Origin of the sequence: Staphylococcus sp. GDY8P198P, from assembly GCF_017891615.1 — a bacterium.
Taxonomy (GTDB): domain Bacteria; phylum Bacillota; class Bacilli; order Staphylococcales; family Staphylococcaceae; genus Staphylococcus; species Staphylococcus cohnii.
Window position 1 is genome coordinate 363,784 of record NZ_JAESJQ010000005.1, and the last position, 18,239, is coordinate 382,022.

Here is an 18,239-nt window from a genome sequence, read left to right on the forward strand (position 1 = left end):
AAAAAGTCCAAGACATTAATTTGTGCCTTGGACTTTTTTATTGAGTTTATTGAAAACAGACTATCTATTCCCCACATCATGACCGATTTCTACTGTTTTATCATTTTTATTATAAAGCGCAGCTTGTACACTTCCAAAGTTAGGATCATTACGTTTTTCTTCAATTTCAAAACCTAAACTTTTGAAAATGTCTATATCTTGCTGGTCAGTAGCATTTTCATAAAAGATTTTGCCTCCATCGTTATAAAAACGCGGTTTATTGATAGATTCTTGTAGCGTACCATCGTTACGTAAGTAATCAATAATCACCTCATTTAATGTAGTCGGAATTTTGTTACCACCTGGCGTTCCTATACCCATATAATAATCAGGACCAACTACGATGCTCGGTGAAGTAAATGAACGTGGTTGCTTGTGTTTCGCACCATAATTTGGACTAGATGGATTAGAAGAGAAGTTGCTCAATGAATTATTCATATAGAACCCTTCTTTCATATACTTTCCTGAACCAAAGAAGCTTGCTAATGTATTCGTTGTACTTGTCAATTGTCCATTTTTATCAACTACTACAAAGTGTGTTGTACTTGTATTATCGATGTTATTGGTATTAAAATTACTTTCAAAATTAATTTCATTTAATCTACCTAACAAGTAATCTTGTGAAAGATATTCATCATAATCTTCATCTTGTCCATTTACAATATCCCTATTTCGATACATTAAATCTCTAGATTTTAATATACCAGTAATATAATCTAGACGATTACCTTGAGCTGCTTGATTATTTGTAGCTTCGTCAATTTCTAAACCTTGAAGCATCAATGATCCTCCTAAAGGATTTGAAGCCGCATAAACTTTATTATTTAAGTAATCTGTACTCACTGGCTCTTTTTTCTCCGTTTTATAACTTTGAAAATCTTTTTCTGTTAGTTTGTCATCCGTTTGCTTAGTGACACTTTTACCAACTTTATCATAGAAATAATTAGGACCATTGTCTCTAATACCTTTTAATGTTTTAGCTAAAGCTGGTTGTTTAATGACATCACCTTCTCTTTTTGTTTGCTCTCCTTCAAAGAAAGGTGAATCTCTATCTACGTCCGAACCATATAGTTTCAAACTTCTTTCTAGTTCTGAATCAACTTCAAAACCTTCTTCAGCTAAAGGAATAACATAGTTCATGATTTTCTTTCTATCCATTTTCCCCGCTTCTTTATGTGCATCTTCAAGACCTCGAACGAAACCTGGCACACCGATTTTATCTTTTTGTTTGTAATTAAAGGAAGAAATATCTTTATATTGCCATTGTTTCGGCGCAACATTTTCTTGACCATCGTAAGCCAGCATTGCACCTCCACCACCTAGACCTGATGAGTGTGGTTCAGTGACAGCAAGCGCATATGAGACACCGATTGAAGCATCAACTGCATTACCGCCATCTTGCAAAATTTTCTCTCCAACACGTGTAGCAATCGGATTATTGGAAGCTACACCGTAATTTTTATCCGATATGTCTTGTTGATGATCTGCAATTTTATTCTCATATAAATCATCTTTATTATAATTATCCTTTTTCGTAATCATATAAAATGTGAAGGATATGATAATAGTAAGGAGTAATATTACGATGAGCGTTTTTTTATTGTAAATACTCATAGCTAAGCTCCTTTAGACAAATATTGATGGTGTGAAGATTTAAGTTCATTTTGTTCATAATGGTCTAAACCTTCATTCGCTCTAGCGAATACAATTAGTAAGAATATTATCAATACAACTGAAATGATTGTAATACTTACCCAATGGTCTTTAATGTTCATAAATATAACCTCCATTCTCTTTTTTAAGATTAATGTTGTCACCTTTTATATTGTTTAATAATTTAGTTTCTTCAATTTTGTTGGGTGTAGATTTAGTCAATTTACCACCCACTGTTTTTATTGGGGTGATCATAAACCTAGAATTTTTACCATTCCAATTTTGTTGGACAGCTAAGCCTTGTTTATTCTTTGATAAGAAACCTTCTGAGGTGACATTACCTAAACTATAAAAAATGCTAGCGTCTTTATAATTTTCAATTTCCTGAACAACTGTATTATGTCCGACGATGACATCAGCACCCGCATCTACTAAAGAGTGTGCATATTTTTTTTGTCTTGTTGTTACTGACCTTTCATCAGTTATCCCCCAGTCCACATTAACTACTACATAATCATTTTTTTCTTTCAATTTTTTTATTAATGGAACATAGATATTGGGTTCCAAGCTGATGGACGTAGTATTTTTCAATGGATCTGTGTAATCAGACTCAACGTCTGTAAAGGAAACGTTTGCTACTTTCTTACCTTTCACCGTTTGTTGTACTGTTTTACTGTTAATAGGATTAGAACCATTACCAGTTAAAAAATTATAACCATTTTGTGCTTCAACAGCTCTACTAAAATCTCTTGCTGTAATATTATCAGTGACTTGATTTATGATATTTAAACTTTTAATATTTAAACCTTTTAAAAACATTACATTTTCTAAATTTTTAGTAATATTTGTTTTTCTATCATCCGAAAATTTGGTTAGTTTCAAACTTGCTGTTGAATAATCACTGTTTTTTAACATGTCTTCAACGGCGCTAAAGGTATCATTAATATTGTTTTTTCTCGTATGACTATTTAATTCCACATTACCTAGATATGTTAGTTTAATTTCATCTTTTCCTTTATTCATAGCTTTAACAGGCTCAAAATCCTGATGCTTCAACACAAATACTAACAAAATCAACGCTATAATTAATATCAAGCCGGTATATATGGAATTCCTTCTTTTATGGCGTTTTGTCCATTTCAAAACACGCTCATCGATAGAGAATCGTTTAGATTGCTTCATATATCTGCTCCTTACTAATTAATAAAGCTATAAAAGAATAAAACAATGTATGTAATACATGTTAGTAACATACATGTAGATAAAGTAATTACAACACCTTGTTTTTGTATAGTATTTGCAATGATACCTGGTATTACGACACCAATACCGGACATTTCTACCATCTCAAACGGGGTTAAGGGGTAAATTAAGTCAAATATAAATTTTAATACCATTCCAGTTAATATCATTGCAGCAAATTTCCTACGCCCGTAGAGAATGACAAAGCGACTAATACCATGGTTCACAATAAAATATGTAATGCAACTAATGATTAGTACAGATAGTAGCATGATTGGTTGATCAAATATGAGAGCTAGATATCCTGGTACAACTAATCCAGCAGGACTAATACCGAATTTCTCGGCAAAAATGAGGCTTAAAACAATCCCCACGAATAATGAAAAATATAACTCTGAACCTATCATATTAATGTATCCCTTCTATATATTGTGCGATTTCTTTTCCTGGTCCATGAATATTACCAACACAGAAAATCAAAGCATTGTGTGATTCTGCATAAAGCGCACGTTCAACTTCATTTATATTTTTACCTTCAAAATTCAAATATTTTTTATCAGGTAATTCTCTCATTACTTCCGTAACCATTTGAGTACTTTTTCCGGTACAAATTAATGTATCGAACGGTACATCTTTTATGAAATTCTCTGCAAATTGTCGAGTTCTATCTACCCTGTCTGAACGACAATTTAAGATAATCACGATTCTTTGATATGGGTAATTATATGACTCTACTTTATTTAAAATGGCTTTAGTAGACTGTGGCTCATTTGCTGCAAAAGCATTCACATACACATTAGTTGTATTATTTGCATTAAAGTATTTAACTTCTACAGCACCTACATCAGGTGGTGCATTTAACATGCCCCTTAAGGCAGTATCTCTGTCGATACCTAATGCTTCAGCTACACCCATTGCAATTGCTACATTATCCGGAAAGACAATATATCCAAATTCTCGTAAATATGATTCTGGTACTTCTTCCTTATCAACAACAATTAATTTTGTTTTACGCCGTTTAGCTACTTTAGCAAAAAATTTAGTATAATCATCTTTCATTACGACGAGATGACCTTTGTATGGAATAGTTGCTGTAAATGCTTGAGCAACCTCATCTAACGTTGGCCCTAACACATCCATATGATCTTCCATTACATTAACAATGACGCCAATATTCGCTTTCACTAAATCTTTTTGGAATGTAATTTGATAGTCTGGATTAACTGCCATACACTCATTAACTAATGCATTAGCTCTTTGCTTCACAACTTTTCTGACGATATCACGTTGTTCACCTATATTTGCACCTTGAGGTTTTCTATATACAGGATATTCTCTTGGTGTAAACCAATACATCATGCGTGCATCTGTACCAGTTGTTTTACCAATCACGCGGTATTTATCTTCCCGCAAAATACTGTAAATCAAGCGTGTAATCGTTGATTTACCTCTAATACCATTTATATTAATACGTATAGGAATCTTTTCTAATCTGTCAGAATGTCTTCGTTTTTCGACAATTCCTAGCCATAGAATTACGCCTATACAAATTATGATTAGTAGCAAACTCTGTCCCTCTTTTCATCTGCGTATTTATTAAATGCGTGCAAAGATCATTAATCTAGTGAAAATATCTAGCACAAAAAATGGCCTTTGTGTATAAACAAATCTTTATACCTTTCAATACTGACATGCTACCACGTAGTTGTTGATTTTATATAAAGTCTATAAATTAACTGTTAATTGAATGTAAAATTATATTAAAGGTTAAATGAAATACTTTCATATCAACGTTAATCCTTTTTCTTCAATAAAAAAATTTAAGTAAAAAATATTATAAAAATTTTTTCATCAATTAATAATAAAGGCTGAAAATATGAAATATAATATTTACTTGAAATTTACACATTATTAAAATTCGAATGTTATCTTAAGGGTGAAAGGAATTAAAGATACTTTAGGAGGATGGACATGAGCAAACCTGTAAAGCTAACTGTTTCACTTTATCTCATTATTGTTGCACTCATAACTTGTGGTTATTTAATCATGATTTTAGTAGGTAGCTTCCAAGGTAATGATATGCGTGGTGCAGTACTTGATACAGATAATACAAGACATATTGAAAATGTAGATGAGACCAACAATACTTCAAAACCTTCTGAACCATCTACACAAGAAAACCGCTCTATCCCTAAACATTTGCAATCAAAACACGTGGCTCAACCAACAATCAATCAATATAACACTATAAAAACATGGTCTTTAGATAATGACGCATCTAAAAACCATGTTTAATTTTTTGTCACCTATTTTTGACAATTTGTTCAAAATCTAGTTATTATGTATTTTTTACAAAGGGGTATAATTTCAAAGCGTCTGAATTTTCAGATATAATAAAGATATTAGTTTTCTTATTATATCTGAAATGAGGTTTTTATTATGAGTAAATTTACTGATCAAGAAAAAATTCAAATATTAGAAGACTTGATTAGCATTAAATCAGTTAATGACAATGAAATCGAAGTTTGTGAATATCTGCAAAAGTTATTAGCAGAACATGACATAAAATCCGACATCATTAAAATTAACGACAGTCGCGCAAATTTAGTTGCTGAAATCGGTAAAGATGGTCCAGTATTAGGTATCTCCGGTCATATGGATGTTGTCTCTGCGGGCGATGAAAGTAAATGGACGTATGATCCATTCAAACTTACTGAAGTTGATGGTAAACTTTACGGACGTGGCTCAGCTGATATGAAATCAGGTTTAGCAGCATTAGTAATCAGTATGATAGATATTCATGATCAAAACTTATTACAACACGGAAAAATTCGTTTACTAGCAACTGCTGGTGAAGAAATTGTAGGTGAAGGCGCAAAAGCTTTTCAAGATAAAGGATATATGAATGATGTTGATGCACTAGTGATTGCTGAACCTTCTCAAGATCGAATTATTTATGCACATAAAGGATCAATGGATATTCGCGTCACTTCTCGTGGCAAGGCTTCACACAGTTCTATGCCTCAACTTGGTTTCAATGCAATTTCACCATTAGTAAAATTTGTTTATAAAGCTGATGAAGGCTTTGAAAAATTCACTAAAAGTAATGATTTATTAGGCAATGCAATTATGAATGCCACAATTTTCAACGGTGGTAATCAGGTGAATTCCATTCCTGAACATGCTGAGTCTGAATTTAATATTCGTACGATTCCTGAGCATGATAACGAACAGTTCATCTCATATTTCAACGAAATCTTAAAACAAGTCGAAACTGAACAAACGGATATCGATATTGACACATACATGTCTAGACCACCTGTTTATACTACAGGACAAAACCAATTAGCTGAACTTGCTGTTGAAATGGGAGAAAAATATTTAAATACTACATTACCAACTGAAGCTTCACCTGGTGTTACCGACGCGTCTGATTTACTAGTAGACAAAGATGAAAACTTTTCATTTATCATGTATGGCCCTGGGGCTGTAAGCCAAGCACACCAAGTAGATGAACACGTGGAAAAAGATAAATATCTGACATTTGTTGATTTATTTACAGATTTCTTCTCTACTTACTTAAATAATTCAAACGAAGTATGATTGTAAATCGATTATAAATACCATTTTGATAAAATAGTATAAAATCAAATGAACATGGGACATAAAGTTCTTGGACAAGTGAAAAAAGACAATTTCTATTGAAATAATATAGAAATTGTCTTTTTCATTATTATTTTGATTATAGTTAGCTCGTTGATCTACTACTTTCTTATATCAAGTGCCATTAATACAACGCCAAGTTCGCTTTTGATCCGTTTGTTTTCCTAACCTATACTACATTTTTCGTGTTCAATAATGTGACGTATTTTGGGGAGACTCTTGAGGGAACAGGGCAGTCTGAAACTGTCCCCAAAGAAAGCGAGCCAACAATACGAAATATTGCATAAAAAAGAAGCACTCAGATGAATTGAATTAAATCATCTGAGTGCTATTTTTTTGAAATTTATGTTCCAGACTCTCTATCGCGTTAAAACATGATTAAATCAGTCTATAATTTTTTTCAACTTATTGATAAATTGTGCTCTTTCAGGAATTGGGAAGATAGGATGAATATGAAATAGCTGGTATCCTGGGATAAAGTTATGATGAATACCTTGAGCATTTAACACTTGCGATAATTTAACCGCGTCAGGATAAAGCGTTTCTTTTGTACCAATTGAAATGGTTATTTTTCCTAATCCATTGAATGATCCGTAAATTGGCGAAACTCTCCAATCCGTTAATGACAGTTCACCAGCCCATAGACTAATTAAATATTTACTGCCCTCAACACCTAACATGGGATCAATTTTTTCATAATTGTAAACTTCAGGATGACTAAATGTACCGTCCAGTACTGGTGAAATCATCACAATATCACTTGGCTGTGACATATTCACTGTTTTTAAATACTGTGCAAAAGATAATGCAATTTGGCCTCCAGCCGAATCGCCCATGATAACAACACGCTCTGAACTCACCTTTTGTTCTAATTCACGTCTATAAATCTCTTCTAGTAATTCAAAAGTTTCCTTATATGTTGCATGTGGAATTTTAGGATATATTGGCATTATTACTTTTGCATCAAAGGCTGTTGCCAACATATCTATATATTCAAAATGATATGGCAGTGGATCTTGGAACCACGCTCCACCGTGAATGTATATCACTACTTTTTGTTGACGATCTTCTTTATCATTCACAATATAATTGGTTACATTGTGAATTTTTTTAGTATAAACAGCATTGTCAAAGTTATAATTCGTACCTTCGTACTCGCCTTGTGTTTGTTCTTTAACAAATTCAAGCGCTTTTTGCGCGTTTGCTTTCTTTTCAAATGGTTGTTTCATCTTTGTTGCTCTAATCATTATTTCATACAAAAAGCTTTTATAACTACGTTTTTCTAAAAGCTTGGCGTATAAATATGAAGCTATCACACTAACACTTGCAATGGTTAATATTCTTTTTAGCATTTCATATTACCTCCAATGAACAATTACTTCGTGACTTGGTTAGTATCAACAATAAACTAAACTATATATTGTGCTCCATCCATAAGTTTAATAAACACTTAAACATTAACACCTCACACAAGCCTACCATGCTCAAATATGTTGTGTGACAAGTGCGCTTCACACATCAAAATATAGCAAATAATCCTTTTAAGAAAATGCTATAAAACGCCTTTTTGATACAATTCTCCAAAACTAGAGCGAAGTTGAATTATCGTTAACTCATTTTATTAATATGTATTGTACATTTCATTACGAAATGATGTAATGTTAATTTGTATTAAGTTAGCTCTCGAGTATAGCTGAATCTATTGAAAATGATTGATTTATCATCATTGACATATATAATTCATCATAAAAATGATGGTCCATATAAATAGATTCATGTTTGATACCTTCAATTTTGAATCCTAATTTCTCATAAAATTTAACTGCCGGAGTATTAGTTGTAATGACAGTTAATTCTAGTCTTCTTAACCCTTTACGCTCAGCCCATTTTATTGTTTCTTGAAACATCTTTGTTGCTAACCCTTGATGGTGTTTTTCATTTATCACACCGGTCACAATATAACCGATATGCTTAATTTTCGCTAATCTACTAATATGTACAGATAAATATCCTAGAATGTCATTTTCATCAGTTTTAACACCAATATAGAAATTGTGTTTAATATCATCAACAAGTCTATCTTTATTAAAACTTCTTTCATCAGGTAAATAGAGCATGTATTGTGTCTCTTGATCAATCTTTTTCATGCAAGTATACAGCGCTTCAGCTTCATTCGGACATATTCTTTCTATGCGCATAAATACTCCTCCTCAATTCAATAGATTAATCTTATCATACATTATTTTTATTATATATGATACTTGTGATTTAATTTACCTCATTTTTATTTTAGACAATTTACTTTTAATTATAAGGTTTTTAAATTGAAACATCCTATTATTAGTATTACTTTTATGTTAATAAACTAACAACAGGATGTCTAATTACTTATAATGCACAACTATTTCATATTCATTTATGATTTTAAACTTTCATACATTATGGATAATTGGTGTTCTATTTGTTGCATATCAATAAATCTACCTTGACGATGCATTTCTTTACCGTTGAGAAAGATCAAATCAACCGGTACTGTAAAGATAGATAATTCACCAGCTATTTCTTCTACATTACTTTGATTAACCACACCTAATGGTATGTCTGGGAATTCACGCAACATGTCCTCAATTTGTGGCAATACCGCATGACAAACACTGCAATTATCTCTCATTACATGAATGACTACGAGCGGATGTTTGTTAATAAATGAATGATATTCATCCATGGAACTTAATGTTTGAGTCATATAGAACACCCTCCTTAATTATAAAGTGTTTAATATTATGCACCATATATAGTATACTTCGCAATTTATATGCTTTTGACTACAAAATGTGTACGTAATCCTCATATCTAAATATATTTACAAATCATTATTGAAATTTGGCAGTAATCGTTGAATACGTGTTCTAGTTTCCTCTGTATAACCTTGTAGTCCACCTGTATGAATAAACAAAATTGTTTGTTGATCATCATATTTTCCTTCTTGAATTTCTTTAACCATACCTCTAAAAGCTTTTCCTGTGTAGGTTGGATCTAAAACAATACCTTCTTGTTGTGCAATATCAATATAAAATGCTAATTCTTCATCTGTTGCTTGTGCATAACCTAATCCAATATAACTATCATTAATGGTAATTGTATCGAATGTATCTATGTTTTCATCTAAATGATTAATGATTGTTTGCACTTTATTTTTAAAGGCTGCTGCACTTTCATTGACTGCATAACCAATTATCTTTGTCGGTAGGTTGTGACTGTGTTTACCAAACCATAAACCTGCATATGTGCCACCTGAGCCTACAGCTACATTAATAGAGTCAAAATGACAACCTAATTCAGCCTCTTGTTCTATAACCTCTTCAAAAGCATTGATATAACCATGCGTACCTATCCAATCTGATGCGCCAGTTGGTATCATAAAAGGTGTTTTGTTTTTACTTTCTAGTGTATGACTCAATTGTGCCATCGCTATTTCTCGAGACTGATCGTCGTCAATCACATGTACATGTGCACCAAGCATAGCATCTAAGAATAAATTACCTTCAAAAGATTTCATTGTACCTTCTAACACGAGATGACATTCAATTTGATATTTTGCGCATAGTGCTGCTGTTGCTCTGGCATGATTAGATGTGATTGCACCTGTTGTAATAATCGTATCATAGCCATGATCAATTATATATTGTATCGTATACTCTAACTTTCTTACTTTATTCCCTGATATTTCAGTGCCAGTATAATCATCTCTTTTAATATAAATTTCTTTGCCTAAACGTTTACTTAAGTGTTCTAACTTATGAATAGGCGTGGGTAAGTTGGCGACATCTAACTTTCTATTTAACATTATTTTTAACCTCCTGCGTCAATATTTCTTACACGTCCGGAATAAATACACTTGCCTCGCTATCTCTAGGATAATAATAACCATTTGGTATCGTTTGCAACTCAATTAAACTTCCCCATGGAGTTTTAACATATACCGTACGATTACCAGCTGTATCTTCATATTTTGTATTACTGTGAGGTTCAGAGATAGGTTCTCCCCCAGCTTGTTTGATTTTATTAAGGGATGCTTCAAAATCATCCACGTAAAATGAAATATGTGTATAACCTATGTCTTGTAAATTTACAGCGTTTTTTTGATTTGCATATACAAATTCAAACATCTCTATATTGGGGCCATCATTGAACACCATCATTCTCTTTTTAACAATTTCAGCACCATTCTCCAGTCCTAATACATGTTCAACAAATTGGCCACCTCTAGGTTCATCCATTTTAGTTTGGCTATCATAAGCAATACGACCATCTAAAGCCTCTTTAAAGAAAGCCGTTGCTATTTCAATATCAGGTACAGTTAAACCAATATGATTAATACCTCTAGCCATCAAGTCGTAATCCTCCTTATATATCCTTTTCGTCTGTTTCATATCATAGCTAATATCAGTCAATACAATAAGTTTACTAACAATTGCTTGTGACTTGGACACACCGGATACTGTTAAGCATGTGCTATACAGGCAATCAATCTAGCATTTAATGACTTTCAGCCAAGTCAAAATGATTTTTCAATAAAATATATCGATTCATATCTTGATAATTTTCACCATCATACATGTCCTGAATATCAGTTGCGACAAAATGAAAACCTGCATTTTTAGCAACTTTATTACTAGCAATATTTCTTACGTCTGCAATAATCGTGAGTTTATTCAATTCTAAAATTTCAAATGCATAATGACATATAAACACAACACTTTCCGTCGCAATTCGCTTACCTGTATATCCTTTCGCCATCCAATAACCTATTTCTGCTTTTTTATTTTTTAAATCGATTTTATGTAAATCTATTGTGCCAATCAATTCATCTTCATAATAGATTAGAAATAATTGACCTTTACTTTCAGCTTGATGTTGTATCATCATTTTTAAATATGATTTTTCCGCATCTACAGTGAGATCTTCAGTAATGAAATCTAAAAATCGTGATAAATGCGTAAAATTTTCTTGAATGGTTTCAAATAATGATTCAGCCATTTTAAGATCTGGTGGTCTTAATGAAACGTTCGGCAGTATTTCTATAAACGGTCTATATTGCATTGTCTCACCTTCTTTAATTATGTCTTATATCATATCTTATTTGTAATTTCTGAATATTTCAACATTTTAATGATTAGACATAAAAAATAGGAGTGCCTCAGATATCTAATTAATACTTTAATATCTGAGACTACTCCTAATAACATGAAGTTCAAGTTAGCTAAATGACTTAGCAAATTATTACTTAATAACCTATTATTAAGGCAATAGACATACCAATACAACATATGATTACCCATACTAAAATTAATTTCCAAGCAAATTTAAGCCACTGAGTATAAGATATCTTTCCAACAGCTAAAGCACCCATTAAAATTGCAGAAGTTGGAAATAAGACATTACTGATTGAATCTCCATATTGAAACGCAAGTACAGTAATTTGTCTATTGATATGTAATAAGTCAGAGATTGGTACCATTAATGGCATAGTAGTTAATGCTTGTCCAGAACCTGATGGTATAAAGAAATTCAAAAAGAATTGTAAGATAAACATCGCGATGATAACTGCCGAGGAAGGTACATCTGTAAGCAAGGTTGTCATACCATGTACGATGGTATCTATTACTTGGCCATTTTCTAAAATGACAATAATACCTTTAGCAAAGCCAACAATCATTGCGCCAAACAAAATATCTTTCATACCTTCTATCATGGCTTCAAATGTACCGTTGACGCCCAATCCTCCTATGACACCTGCAAGTAAACCTGCCAATAAGAAGTTAGCACTCATCTCGTTAAAGGACCAACCATAATTAAAAATACCAAACACATTTAATACGATCGCTGCAACAATGAGTAGTAAACCAACTTTCTGTCGCTTCGTAAAACGTGGCGTATCCATCGCTTCCGTAGATTGTCCTTCAACTTTTTCCAGTTCGTATACAATACTTTTCGACATATCTTGTTTCACTTTACGTGCATATATCATCACTGTTGTAATAGCTGCCAACAAGATAAAGATATAAATAATCGAACGCAACCCCCAACCTGAAAATAATGGTAACTCCGCTACAGATTGTGCAACACCTACAGTAAATGGGTTTAACATACCACCAATAAAGCCACTTGCTGCTCCAAGTATAACCATTGCTGCTCCAGTCAACGCATCATATCCTAATGTTCTCGCTATAATAATTCCAATAGGAACAAAGATAATCGTTTCTTCTGCTAATCCAATTGAAAAACCTAATATAGAAAATATCGTCATAGTCAATGGAATCATTAGTACTTTATAAGATCCTAATGTGTTCATTGCTTTATTCACACCATTTTCAAATGCGCCTGTTTTATGGACAATACCAAATGCGCCACCCACTAAGAAAATGTAAAATACAATTTCAGCGCCACTCTGTAATCCTTCTGGAATTGCTCGAAATATATCAAAAAACGAAACGCCATGTTGTGACACTTCTTGATATGAACCAGATATAACTAATGTTTGTCCATCTTTTTTTTCACGTGCATATTCCCCAGCTGGTATTAAATATGTAAGTAAACTTGCCACAACAATGATAAATAATAACAATGCATATGTATGTGGTGTTTTAAATGTTATCTTTTTAAAAATTGATTTGAACATTTTAAATATCCCCCATTAAATGGTTTTTAATTGAAAAAAATCATAATCTAAAAAATAACCTGATCAATCAATTTAATAAATTACTGTTATAATAATACACTTTATAGATATTATGCTGAATTTTCAATCTATTTTTAAATATCTTTAACTAAATCATAAAATATTATGATTTTAAACGTGCATAGCTTGCCTGAGATATGATTCGAGCCTGTAGTCTCTCGCTCATATCTTTTCCCTAGGCGTCAGCACGTTACAAAATCACGATGGGAGATATTTAGTACAAATGAAAAATATTTTGACTTAAATCCATTCAAGCTAATCATTTCATGTTGCAGCTATTTTATATCTTTTAAAATATTATGTTTTTAAACGTGCATGCTTGCCTGAGATATGATTCGAGTCTGTAGTCTCTCGCTCATATCATTCCTCTAGATTTCAGCACACTATGACATCATTTTAATTTATTAGGTTTCGATTCAAGACGAACGTGATGCAAAACTTCACAAAGCAAAGAAAACGCCAATTTCTATAATATTTCAATAGAAATTGGCGTTTATTTTTAGTCAGAGAAATTAAAGTCTCTAATTTTTTACTTATATCAACTTAGAAGAAACGTTTAACAGCTGTTGACATTGGAGGAATTTCATCTAAATCTAATTTTTTATCTTCAGTAATAGATCTGTATGCCCATTTACCGTAATTAATTGCTTCGTCTTTAACAATTTTACCAGGTAATGGCGCAGCATTTGGATCAACATAAACGTTGACAATTGTTGGTCTATCTTGAGCCATTGCTTCTTCTACAACTTCATCAATTCTATTAGGATCTTTAAGCGTATAACCAACGCCACCGCAACTTTCCGCAAATTGTGCTAAGTCTATATCAGTGAAGTTGATTGCATATTCTAATTCACCAGCAGCTTGTTGTTCATATTTAATGAATGATAGTTCTTGGTTATTTAAAACAAATATAGTCATTGGTAAATCATATTGTACTGCTGTTGCAAAGTCTTGCATTACCATTTCAAACGCACCATCGCCTGCTATACCCACTACTTGACGGTTAGGGTAAGCACGTTTTGCTGCTAATGCACCTGGTAATGCACAGCCCATCGTACCTAACCAACTAGAAACGATGAATTTATTATTCACTGTTAGATCTAAATAACGTGTTGACCATACAGTAGATGTACCGACATCGATTGAGAAAATCGCGTCATCTGTTCTCACTTGGTTGATTGCATCCATTAGACGTTCTGGACGGATTGGTGAACTTTCATCTGCTTTATCTTTATCCATCCAAGAATCCCAAGTTGCTTTTCTTTCTAATGTTTTATTTAAGAAATCACGATTTTTCACGTGTTTGGCACTATCTGTTAATTGTTGCAATGCTAATTTACTATCACCAATTATACCTGCATTCACGTCGAAACGATGTCCAATATTTTCTGGATTTGTATCGATTTGAATTGCTTTGATATTTTTCTTAGGTAAATAGTCAACATAAGGATAGTTTGTACCTACCATTATTAGTAAATCAGCGTCTTGAATCGTTTGATAAGACACTTTAGTACCAATTTTACCTAAGTTACCCAAATTATATGGGTGAGCATCTGCTAAAATACCTTTAGCAGGTAAAGTAATGATTGACGGAATTTTAACCGCTTCAATAAATTCTTGCACTTCGTCTTTAGCATGTTTAGCACCAGTACCGATAATCATAACCGGACGTTTACTTTTATTAATAAGCTTAGTGGCTTTTTTAATGCTACGTGGTTTTGGTGCAACACGTGCTGGTGGTGCAGTGTCCACTGGTGTATTTGTTGTATCTTTCACTTTGTTTGTCAATAGGTTATTTGGCAGAATTAAGACTGCAACACCTTTTTTCTCATAAGCCGTACGGATTGCTTCATTAACAATGCCGAATATATCTTTATCATTCTCAGAGATTTGACGGTTATAAACAGCTACATCGTCTACCATTTTGCTAATATCTGTTTCTTGGAATGCTTTTGTTCCTAAAGCTGTACTATCTGTTTGTCCTGCTAAAATAAGTTGAGGAACATTATCCATTTTCGCATCATACATACCATTAAGTAAGTGAACGACCCCTGGACCACCGATACTTAATGCAACTCCAATTTTACCAGTCAATTTTGTATGACTTGCAGCTGCTAAACTTGCTACTTCTTCATGACGTACATGAACAAATTCAATATTATCTCTTTCAGTTCTTAAACTATCTACTACCGCATCTATAGAATCTCCTGGGATACCATATAAGTGGTCTATCTCCCATGCTTGTAATGCTTTTACTAATGCTTCATTTGCTTTAATTTTTGCCATTGTAAAAATTGCTCCTTCCAAATTTTAACGATTTATTTTTACCCTAAAATAGTTAATACTGTGTTTTAACACTACGCTTAATATAAAAAGATTATGAGTATCGGGAGAACGATTGAACTTAATAATGCAGTCAAAATCATACCAATTGAACTAAACGCACCTGCTTCTAAATCAATATCAAGTGCTTGAGCTGTACCAAAAGCATGTGATGCGTTACCAAATGTTAAACCTTTTGCAATAGAAGTTTTAAATCTTCCAAATTTAATCAAATACGCACCTAAAATGCTCCCGATTAAACCAGTTGCTACGATAAATAACACTGCTATTGCATCCACACCACCCATTTGGTGAGATACTTGAATACCTACAGCAGCTGTAATTGATCTTGGTAACATCGTAACAATAACTTCTTTTGAATAACCAAACATTTTTAATATGACATAAACAAATGCAAAGTTCAAAATTACTGCTGTAATCACACTACTAAATATAATTTTACCATTAGCTAATATTTTATGACGATTTTGATATAGTGGATACGCTAATGTTACCACTGTACAATTCAACAGTTGGTGTATCCACTTTCCACCGACCATATATTGTTTATAATCTAAGTTAAATAACAATAATACAACGATAATTCCAATTGATGATATAAGTGCAGGGTTTAAAAATGGGCTCCGGTATTGAAACTGTAATTTTTTTGCTCCAACGTACATAAAAACTGTCAGTAGAATCATTAACAATGCTTTTAGAAGTACCATCTAATCTTGACCATTCCCGTATTGTTCAGCTTTAACCATTTTTTCAGCAATAAACCCTGAAATTAAAGCAACACAACATGTGCCTAGAACAATCATGATAAAGAATAAAATAAAATTAAAATTGATCATATTAGCGACATCCATAATACCTACGACAGATGGAACAAAGAAAAATACCATGGTAGCTAAGAAAAATTTAGAGCCTTCTTCTACCCATTTTGTTGGAATAATTTTAAATTGTAGTAATAAGAAAAATAATATTAATCCAACGATACTACCTGCAATCGGAATATCAAAAATCATTTGAATTTTATTACCAATAAAAGTAATACCCATAATAATTAATGCTTGAAACATAATTTTGATTATCTTTAGCGCTACCTGCAATACTCATCACCCTTTTTATTACTTTTGAACTGCTGACTATTTTTAACTACTTTGTTGATTACATGACTAAGTATAACGCGCCATTAAATATAATAAAAATATTGTTTTTTCATAATAACAATTACTTTTTTCTATGAAAGCGATTTTACATATTCCAATTAGCTATAGTTAATAAAACAAATCAACTATTTTACTATGTGTCCTTTTCAAATGATTTCATAGCATAGCTTTTACAACTAAAAATAGTGGGAACAGGATTGGAATCAAAACATCCGTTTGATTGCGCAATCTACTCCCACCAATACCTAAAATTACTCTACGCTATGGTTGAAATTTCTATTATTAACACACAATTGATTCAATCGTTTTATTCAAATGTTGTTTCATTATCACATAATATGAATACTAACCTACGTCTTTATAAACGTTGTTTCATAAAATCTATCCATTGTCTGGTTGCATAACTTAAATATTTATCTCGTTTCCATATCACACCTAATTCCCAACTCATGCCTGGATCCTCAAGTGTTATATTTTTAAAGTCACTGTTTAATAATCCCACTATATTCTCTGGTAAAATACTTACACCTAAATGAGCATTTAAAAGATTTTCAATAAAGTTCCATTGTGAAATCTTGGATATTGTATTAGGTATATAACCTGCATTTTTTGCCGCTTCGATAATCTTATCATTCAAGTAAAAATCTTCATTAAAAAGTATAAAATCTTCGTCTTTTAGCATGCTCATTTTCACTTGTTGATATTGAGCAAGACGATGTTCTTTATTCAAAACTAATTTCAACTCTTCTTGATATAATGGCAAGGAATGGAAAATAGATTGGTCTACTGGTAATGTTGTAATTCCTATATCTATTTCATCATTAATTAATTGATGTTCAATCATTTTGCCACCGTTTTCCACTAAGTTATACGTTACATTAGGATACTGCTGATGGAATTCACCTAAAATATGAATAAACTTATTCATATTCATGACTGCAGACAAACCAATGCTAATATGACCTGTTTCTAAACCTAATAAACTATTAATTTCTTTAGGCAGATCTTTGTATAATGATAAGATTTCTTTACTTTTATGATAAAAAACTGAGCCAGCATCCGTTAGGACAAGTTGACGTTTGCTTCGATCAAACAATGGCATATTCAATTCTTTTTCAATGTCTTTAATTGCTTTACTTATCGTTGGCTGAGCGATATACAATGATTTAGATGCATTTGTCATACCTTGTTGGTTTACTACTTCTACAAAATACTTCATATGTTTAATATCCATATGCATGCTCCTCTATACTTAACTTCAATGTGTATATCCTAGTATACGGTTATATACTATTTTTTCAATCTTTTTAGTTTATGCATTATTTAATGTATTGAAATGATTAGGATTATTGAAAAATCATCCTGATATGTATAATCAATTTCTATGCTCATTTTCACTATAA

General features: G+C 32.2%; 18 protein-coding genes and 1 pseudogene. 2 read left to right on the forward strand and 17 right to left on the reverse strand.

The genetic code is table 11. The features are described 5' to 3' along the window. Positions 1 to 60: 60 nt before the first annotated feature. The 5 genes from KA824_RS06180 to pgsB are packed head-to-tail and all read right to left on the reverse strand — an operon-like array spanning position 61 to position 4,500. Complete coding sequence (locus tag KA824_RS06180) at positions 61 to 1,653, reverse strand: gamma-glutamyltransferase (protein WP_107384007.1); 1,593 nt, start codon at positions 1,651 to 1,653, stop codon at positions 61 to 63. Positions 1,654 to 1,655: 2 nt separating this feature from the next. Then, the gene (locus tag KA824_RS06185; RefSeq protein WP_181187346.1) at positions 1,656 to 1,814 is read right to left on the reverse strand and encodes a hypothetical protein; all 159 of its coding nucleotides are present in this window, start codon (positions 1,812 to 1,814) and stop codon (positions 1,656 to 1,658) included. Then, the gene (locus KA824_RS06190) at positions 1,804 to 2,874 is read right to left on the reverse strand and encodes a CapA family protein (protein ID WP_107384006.1); all 1,071 of its coding nucleotides are present in this window, start codon (positions 2,872 to 2,874) and stop codon (positions 1,804 to 1,806) included. The genes KA824_RS06185 and KA824_RS06190 overlap by 11 nt, the downstream gene beginning before the upstream one ends. Before the next feature lie 14 nt (positions 2,875 to 2,888). Next, positions 2,889 to 3,341 carry a poly-gamma-glutamate biosynthesis protein PgsC gene (gene pgsC, locus KA824_RS06195; RefSeq protein WP_046206761.1) on the reverse strand — a complete coding sequence of 151 codons (453 nt, stop codon included), beginning with the start codon at positions 3,339 to 3,341 and terminating at the stop codon, positions 2,889 to 2,891. Between the two features lies 1 nt (position 3,342). Then, the gene (gene pgsB, locus KA824_RS06200; protein WP_019470028.1) at positions 3,343 to 4,500 is read right to left on the reverse strand and encodes a poly-gamma-glutamate synthase PgsB; all 1,158 of its coding nucleotides are present in this window, start codon (positions 4,498 to 4,500) and stop codon (positions 3,343 to 3,345) included. Between the two features lie 405 nt (positions 4,501 to 4,905). Here pgsB and KA824_RS06205 point away from each other — a divergent pair, with 405 nt between their 5' ends. Both KA824_RS06205 and KA824_RS06210 read left to right on the forward strand, forming a co-directional pair. Then, the gene (locus KA824_RS06205; protein ID WP_107384004.1) at positions 4,906 to 5,229 is read left to right on the forward strand and encodes a hypothetical protein; all 324 of its coding nucleotides are present in this window, start codon (positions 4,906 to 4,908) and stop codon (positions 5,227 to 5,229) included. Between the two features lie 144 nt (positions 5,230 to 5,373). Further along, positions 5,374 to 6,537, forward strand: a complete 1,164-nt coding sequence (locus KA824_RS06210) for an ArgE/DapE family deacylase (protein WP_107384003.1) — start codon at positions 5,374 to 5,376, stop codon at positions 6,535 to 6,537. Here KA824_RS06210 and KA824_RS12865 read toward each other — a convergent pair. The 12 genes and pseudogenes from KA824_RS12865 to cidR form a co-directional block, all read right to left on the reverse strand. Continuing rightward, positions 6,523 to 6,752: pseudogene (locus KA824_RS12865) on the reverse strand (hypothetical protein); the annotation flags it as partial. The gene KA824_RS06210 and the pseudogene KA824_RS12865 overlap by 15 nt on opposite strands. A gap of 228 nt (positions 6,753 to 6,980) precedes the next feature. After that, a complete protein-coding gene (locus KA824_RS06215) occupies positions 6,981 to 7,949 on the reverse strand; it encodes an alpha/beta hydrolase fold domain-containing protein (RefSeq protein ID WP_107384002.1) in 969 nt (322 codons plus the stop codon). Between the two features lie 324 nt (positions 7,950 to 8,273). Continuing rightward, positions 8,274 to 8,795, reverse strand: coding sequence for a GNAT family N-acetyltransferase (locus KA824_RS06220; protein WP_107384001.1), 522 nt, complete (start codon positions 8,793 to 8,795; stop codon positions 8,274 to 8,276). Positions 8,796 to 9,013: 218 nt separating this feature from the next. Beyond that, the gene (locus KA824_RS06225) at positions 9,014 to 9,343 is read right to left on the reverse strand and encodes a thioredoxin family protein (protein ID WP_107384000.1); all 330 of its coding nucleotides are present in this window, start codon (positions 9,341 to 9,343) and stop codon (positions 9,014 to 9,016) included. 117 nt (positions 9,344 to 9,460) lie between these two features. Then, positions 9,461 to 10,444 (reverse strand): D-cysteine desulfhydrase family protein, encoded by a 984-nt coding sequence (locus KA824_RS06230; RefSeq protein WP_107383999.1) that lies wholly within the window; start codon positions 10,442 to 10,444, stop codon positions 9,461 to 9,463. A 28-nt stretch (positions 10,445 to 10,472) separates the two neighbouring features. After that, positions 10,473 to 10,988 (reverse strand): VOC family protein, encoded by a 516-nt coding sequence (locus KA824_RS06235; RefSeq protein WP_107383998.1) that lies wholly within the window; start codon positions 10,986 to 10,988, stop codon positions 10,473 to 10,475. A 148-nt stretch (positions 10,989 to 11,136) separates the two neighbouring features. Beyond that, on the reverse strand, positions 11,137 to 11,700 hold the full coding sequence (locus KA824_RS06240) for a GNAT family N-acetyltransferase (protein WP_107383997.1): 564 nt from the start codon (positions 11,698 to 11,700) through the stop codon (positions 11,137 to 11,139). Between the two features lie 184 nt (positions 11,701 to 11,884). After that, positions 11,885 to 13,279 carry a YfcC family protein gene (locus KA824_RS06245; protein ID WP_107505103.1) on the reverse strand — a complete coding sequence of 465 codons (1,395 nt, stop codon included), beginning with the start codon at positions 13,277 to 13,279 and terminating at the stop codon, positions 11,885 to 11,887. Between the two features lie 603 nt (positions 13,280 to 13,882). Then, entirely contained in the window at positions 13,883 to 15,625 is a 1,743-nt protein-coding gene (locus KA824_RS06250; protein ID WP_107383995.1) for a pyruvate oxidase, read from the reverse strand. 77 nt (positions 15,626 to 15,702) lie between these two features. Further along, entirely contained in the window at positions 15,703 to 16,389 is a 687-nt protein-coding gene (locus KA824_RS06255) for an LrgB family protein (RefSeq protein ID WP_107383994.1), read from the reverse strand. Then, on the reverse strand, positions 16,390 to 16,776 hold the full coding sequence (locus KA824_RS06260; RefSeq protein ID WP_019470016.1) for a CidA/LrgA family protein: 387 nt from the start codon (positions 16,774 to 16,776) through the stop codon (positions 16,390 to 16,392). It lies immediately after the preceding gene. Positions 16,777 to 17,194: 418 nt separating this feature from the next. Beyond that, complete coding sequence (gene cidR / locus KA824_RS06265) at positions 17,195 to 18,070, reverse strand: cidABC operon transcriptional activator CidR (RefSeq protein ID WP_107383993.1); 876 nt, start codon at positions 18,068 to 18,070, stop codon at positions 17,195 to 17,197. Between the last annotated feature and the right edge of the window lie 169 nt (positions 18,071 to 18,239).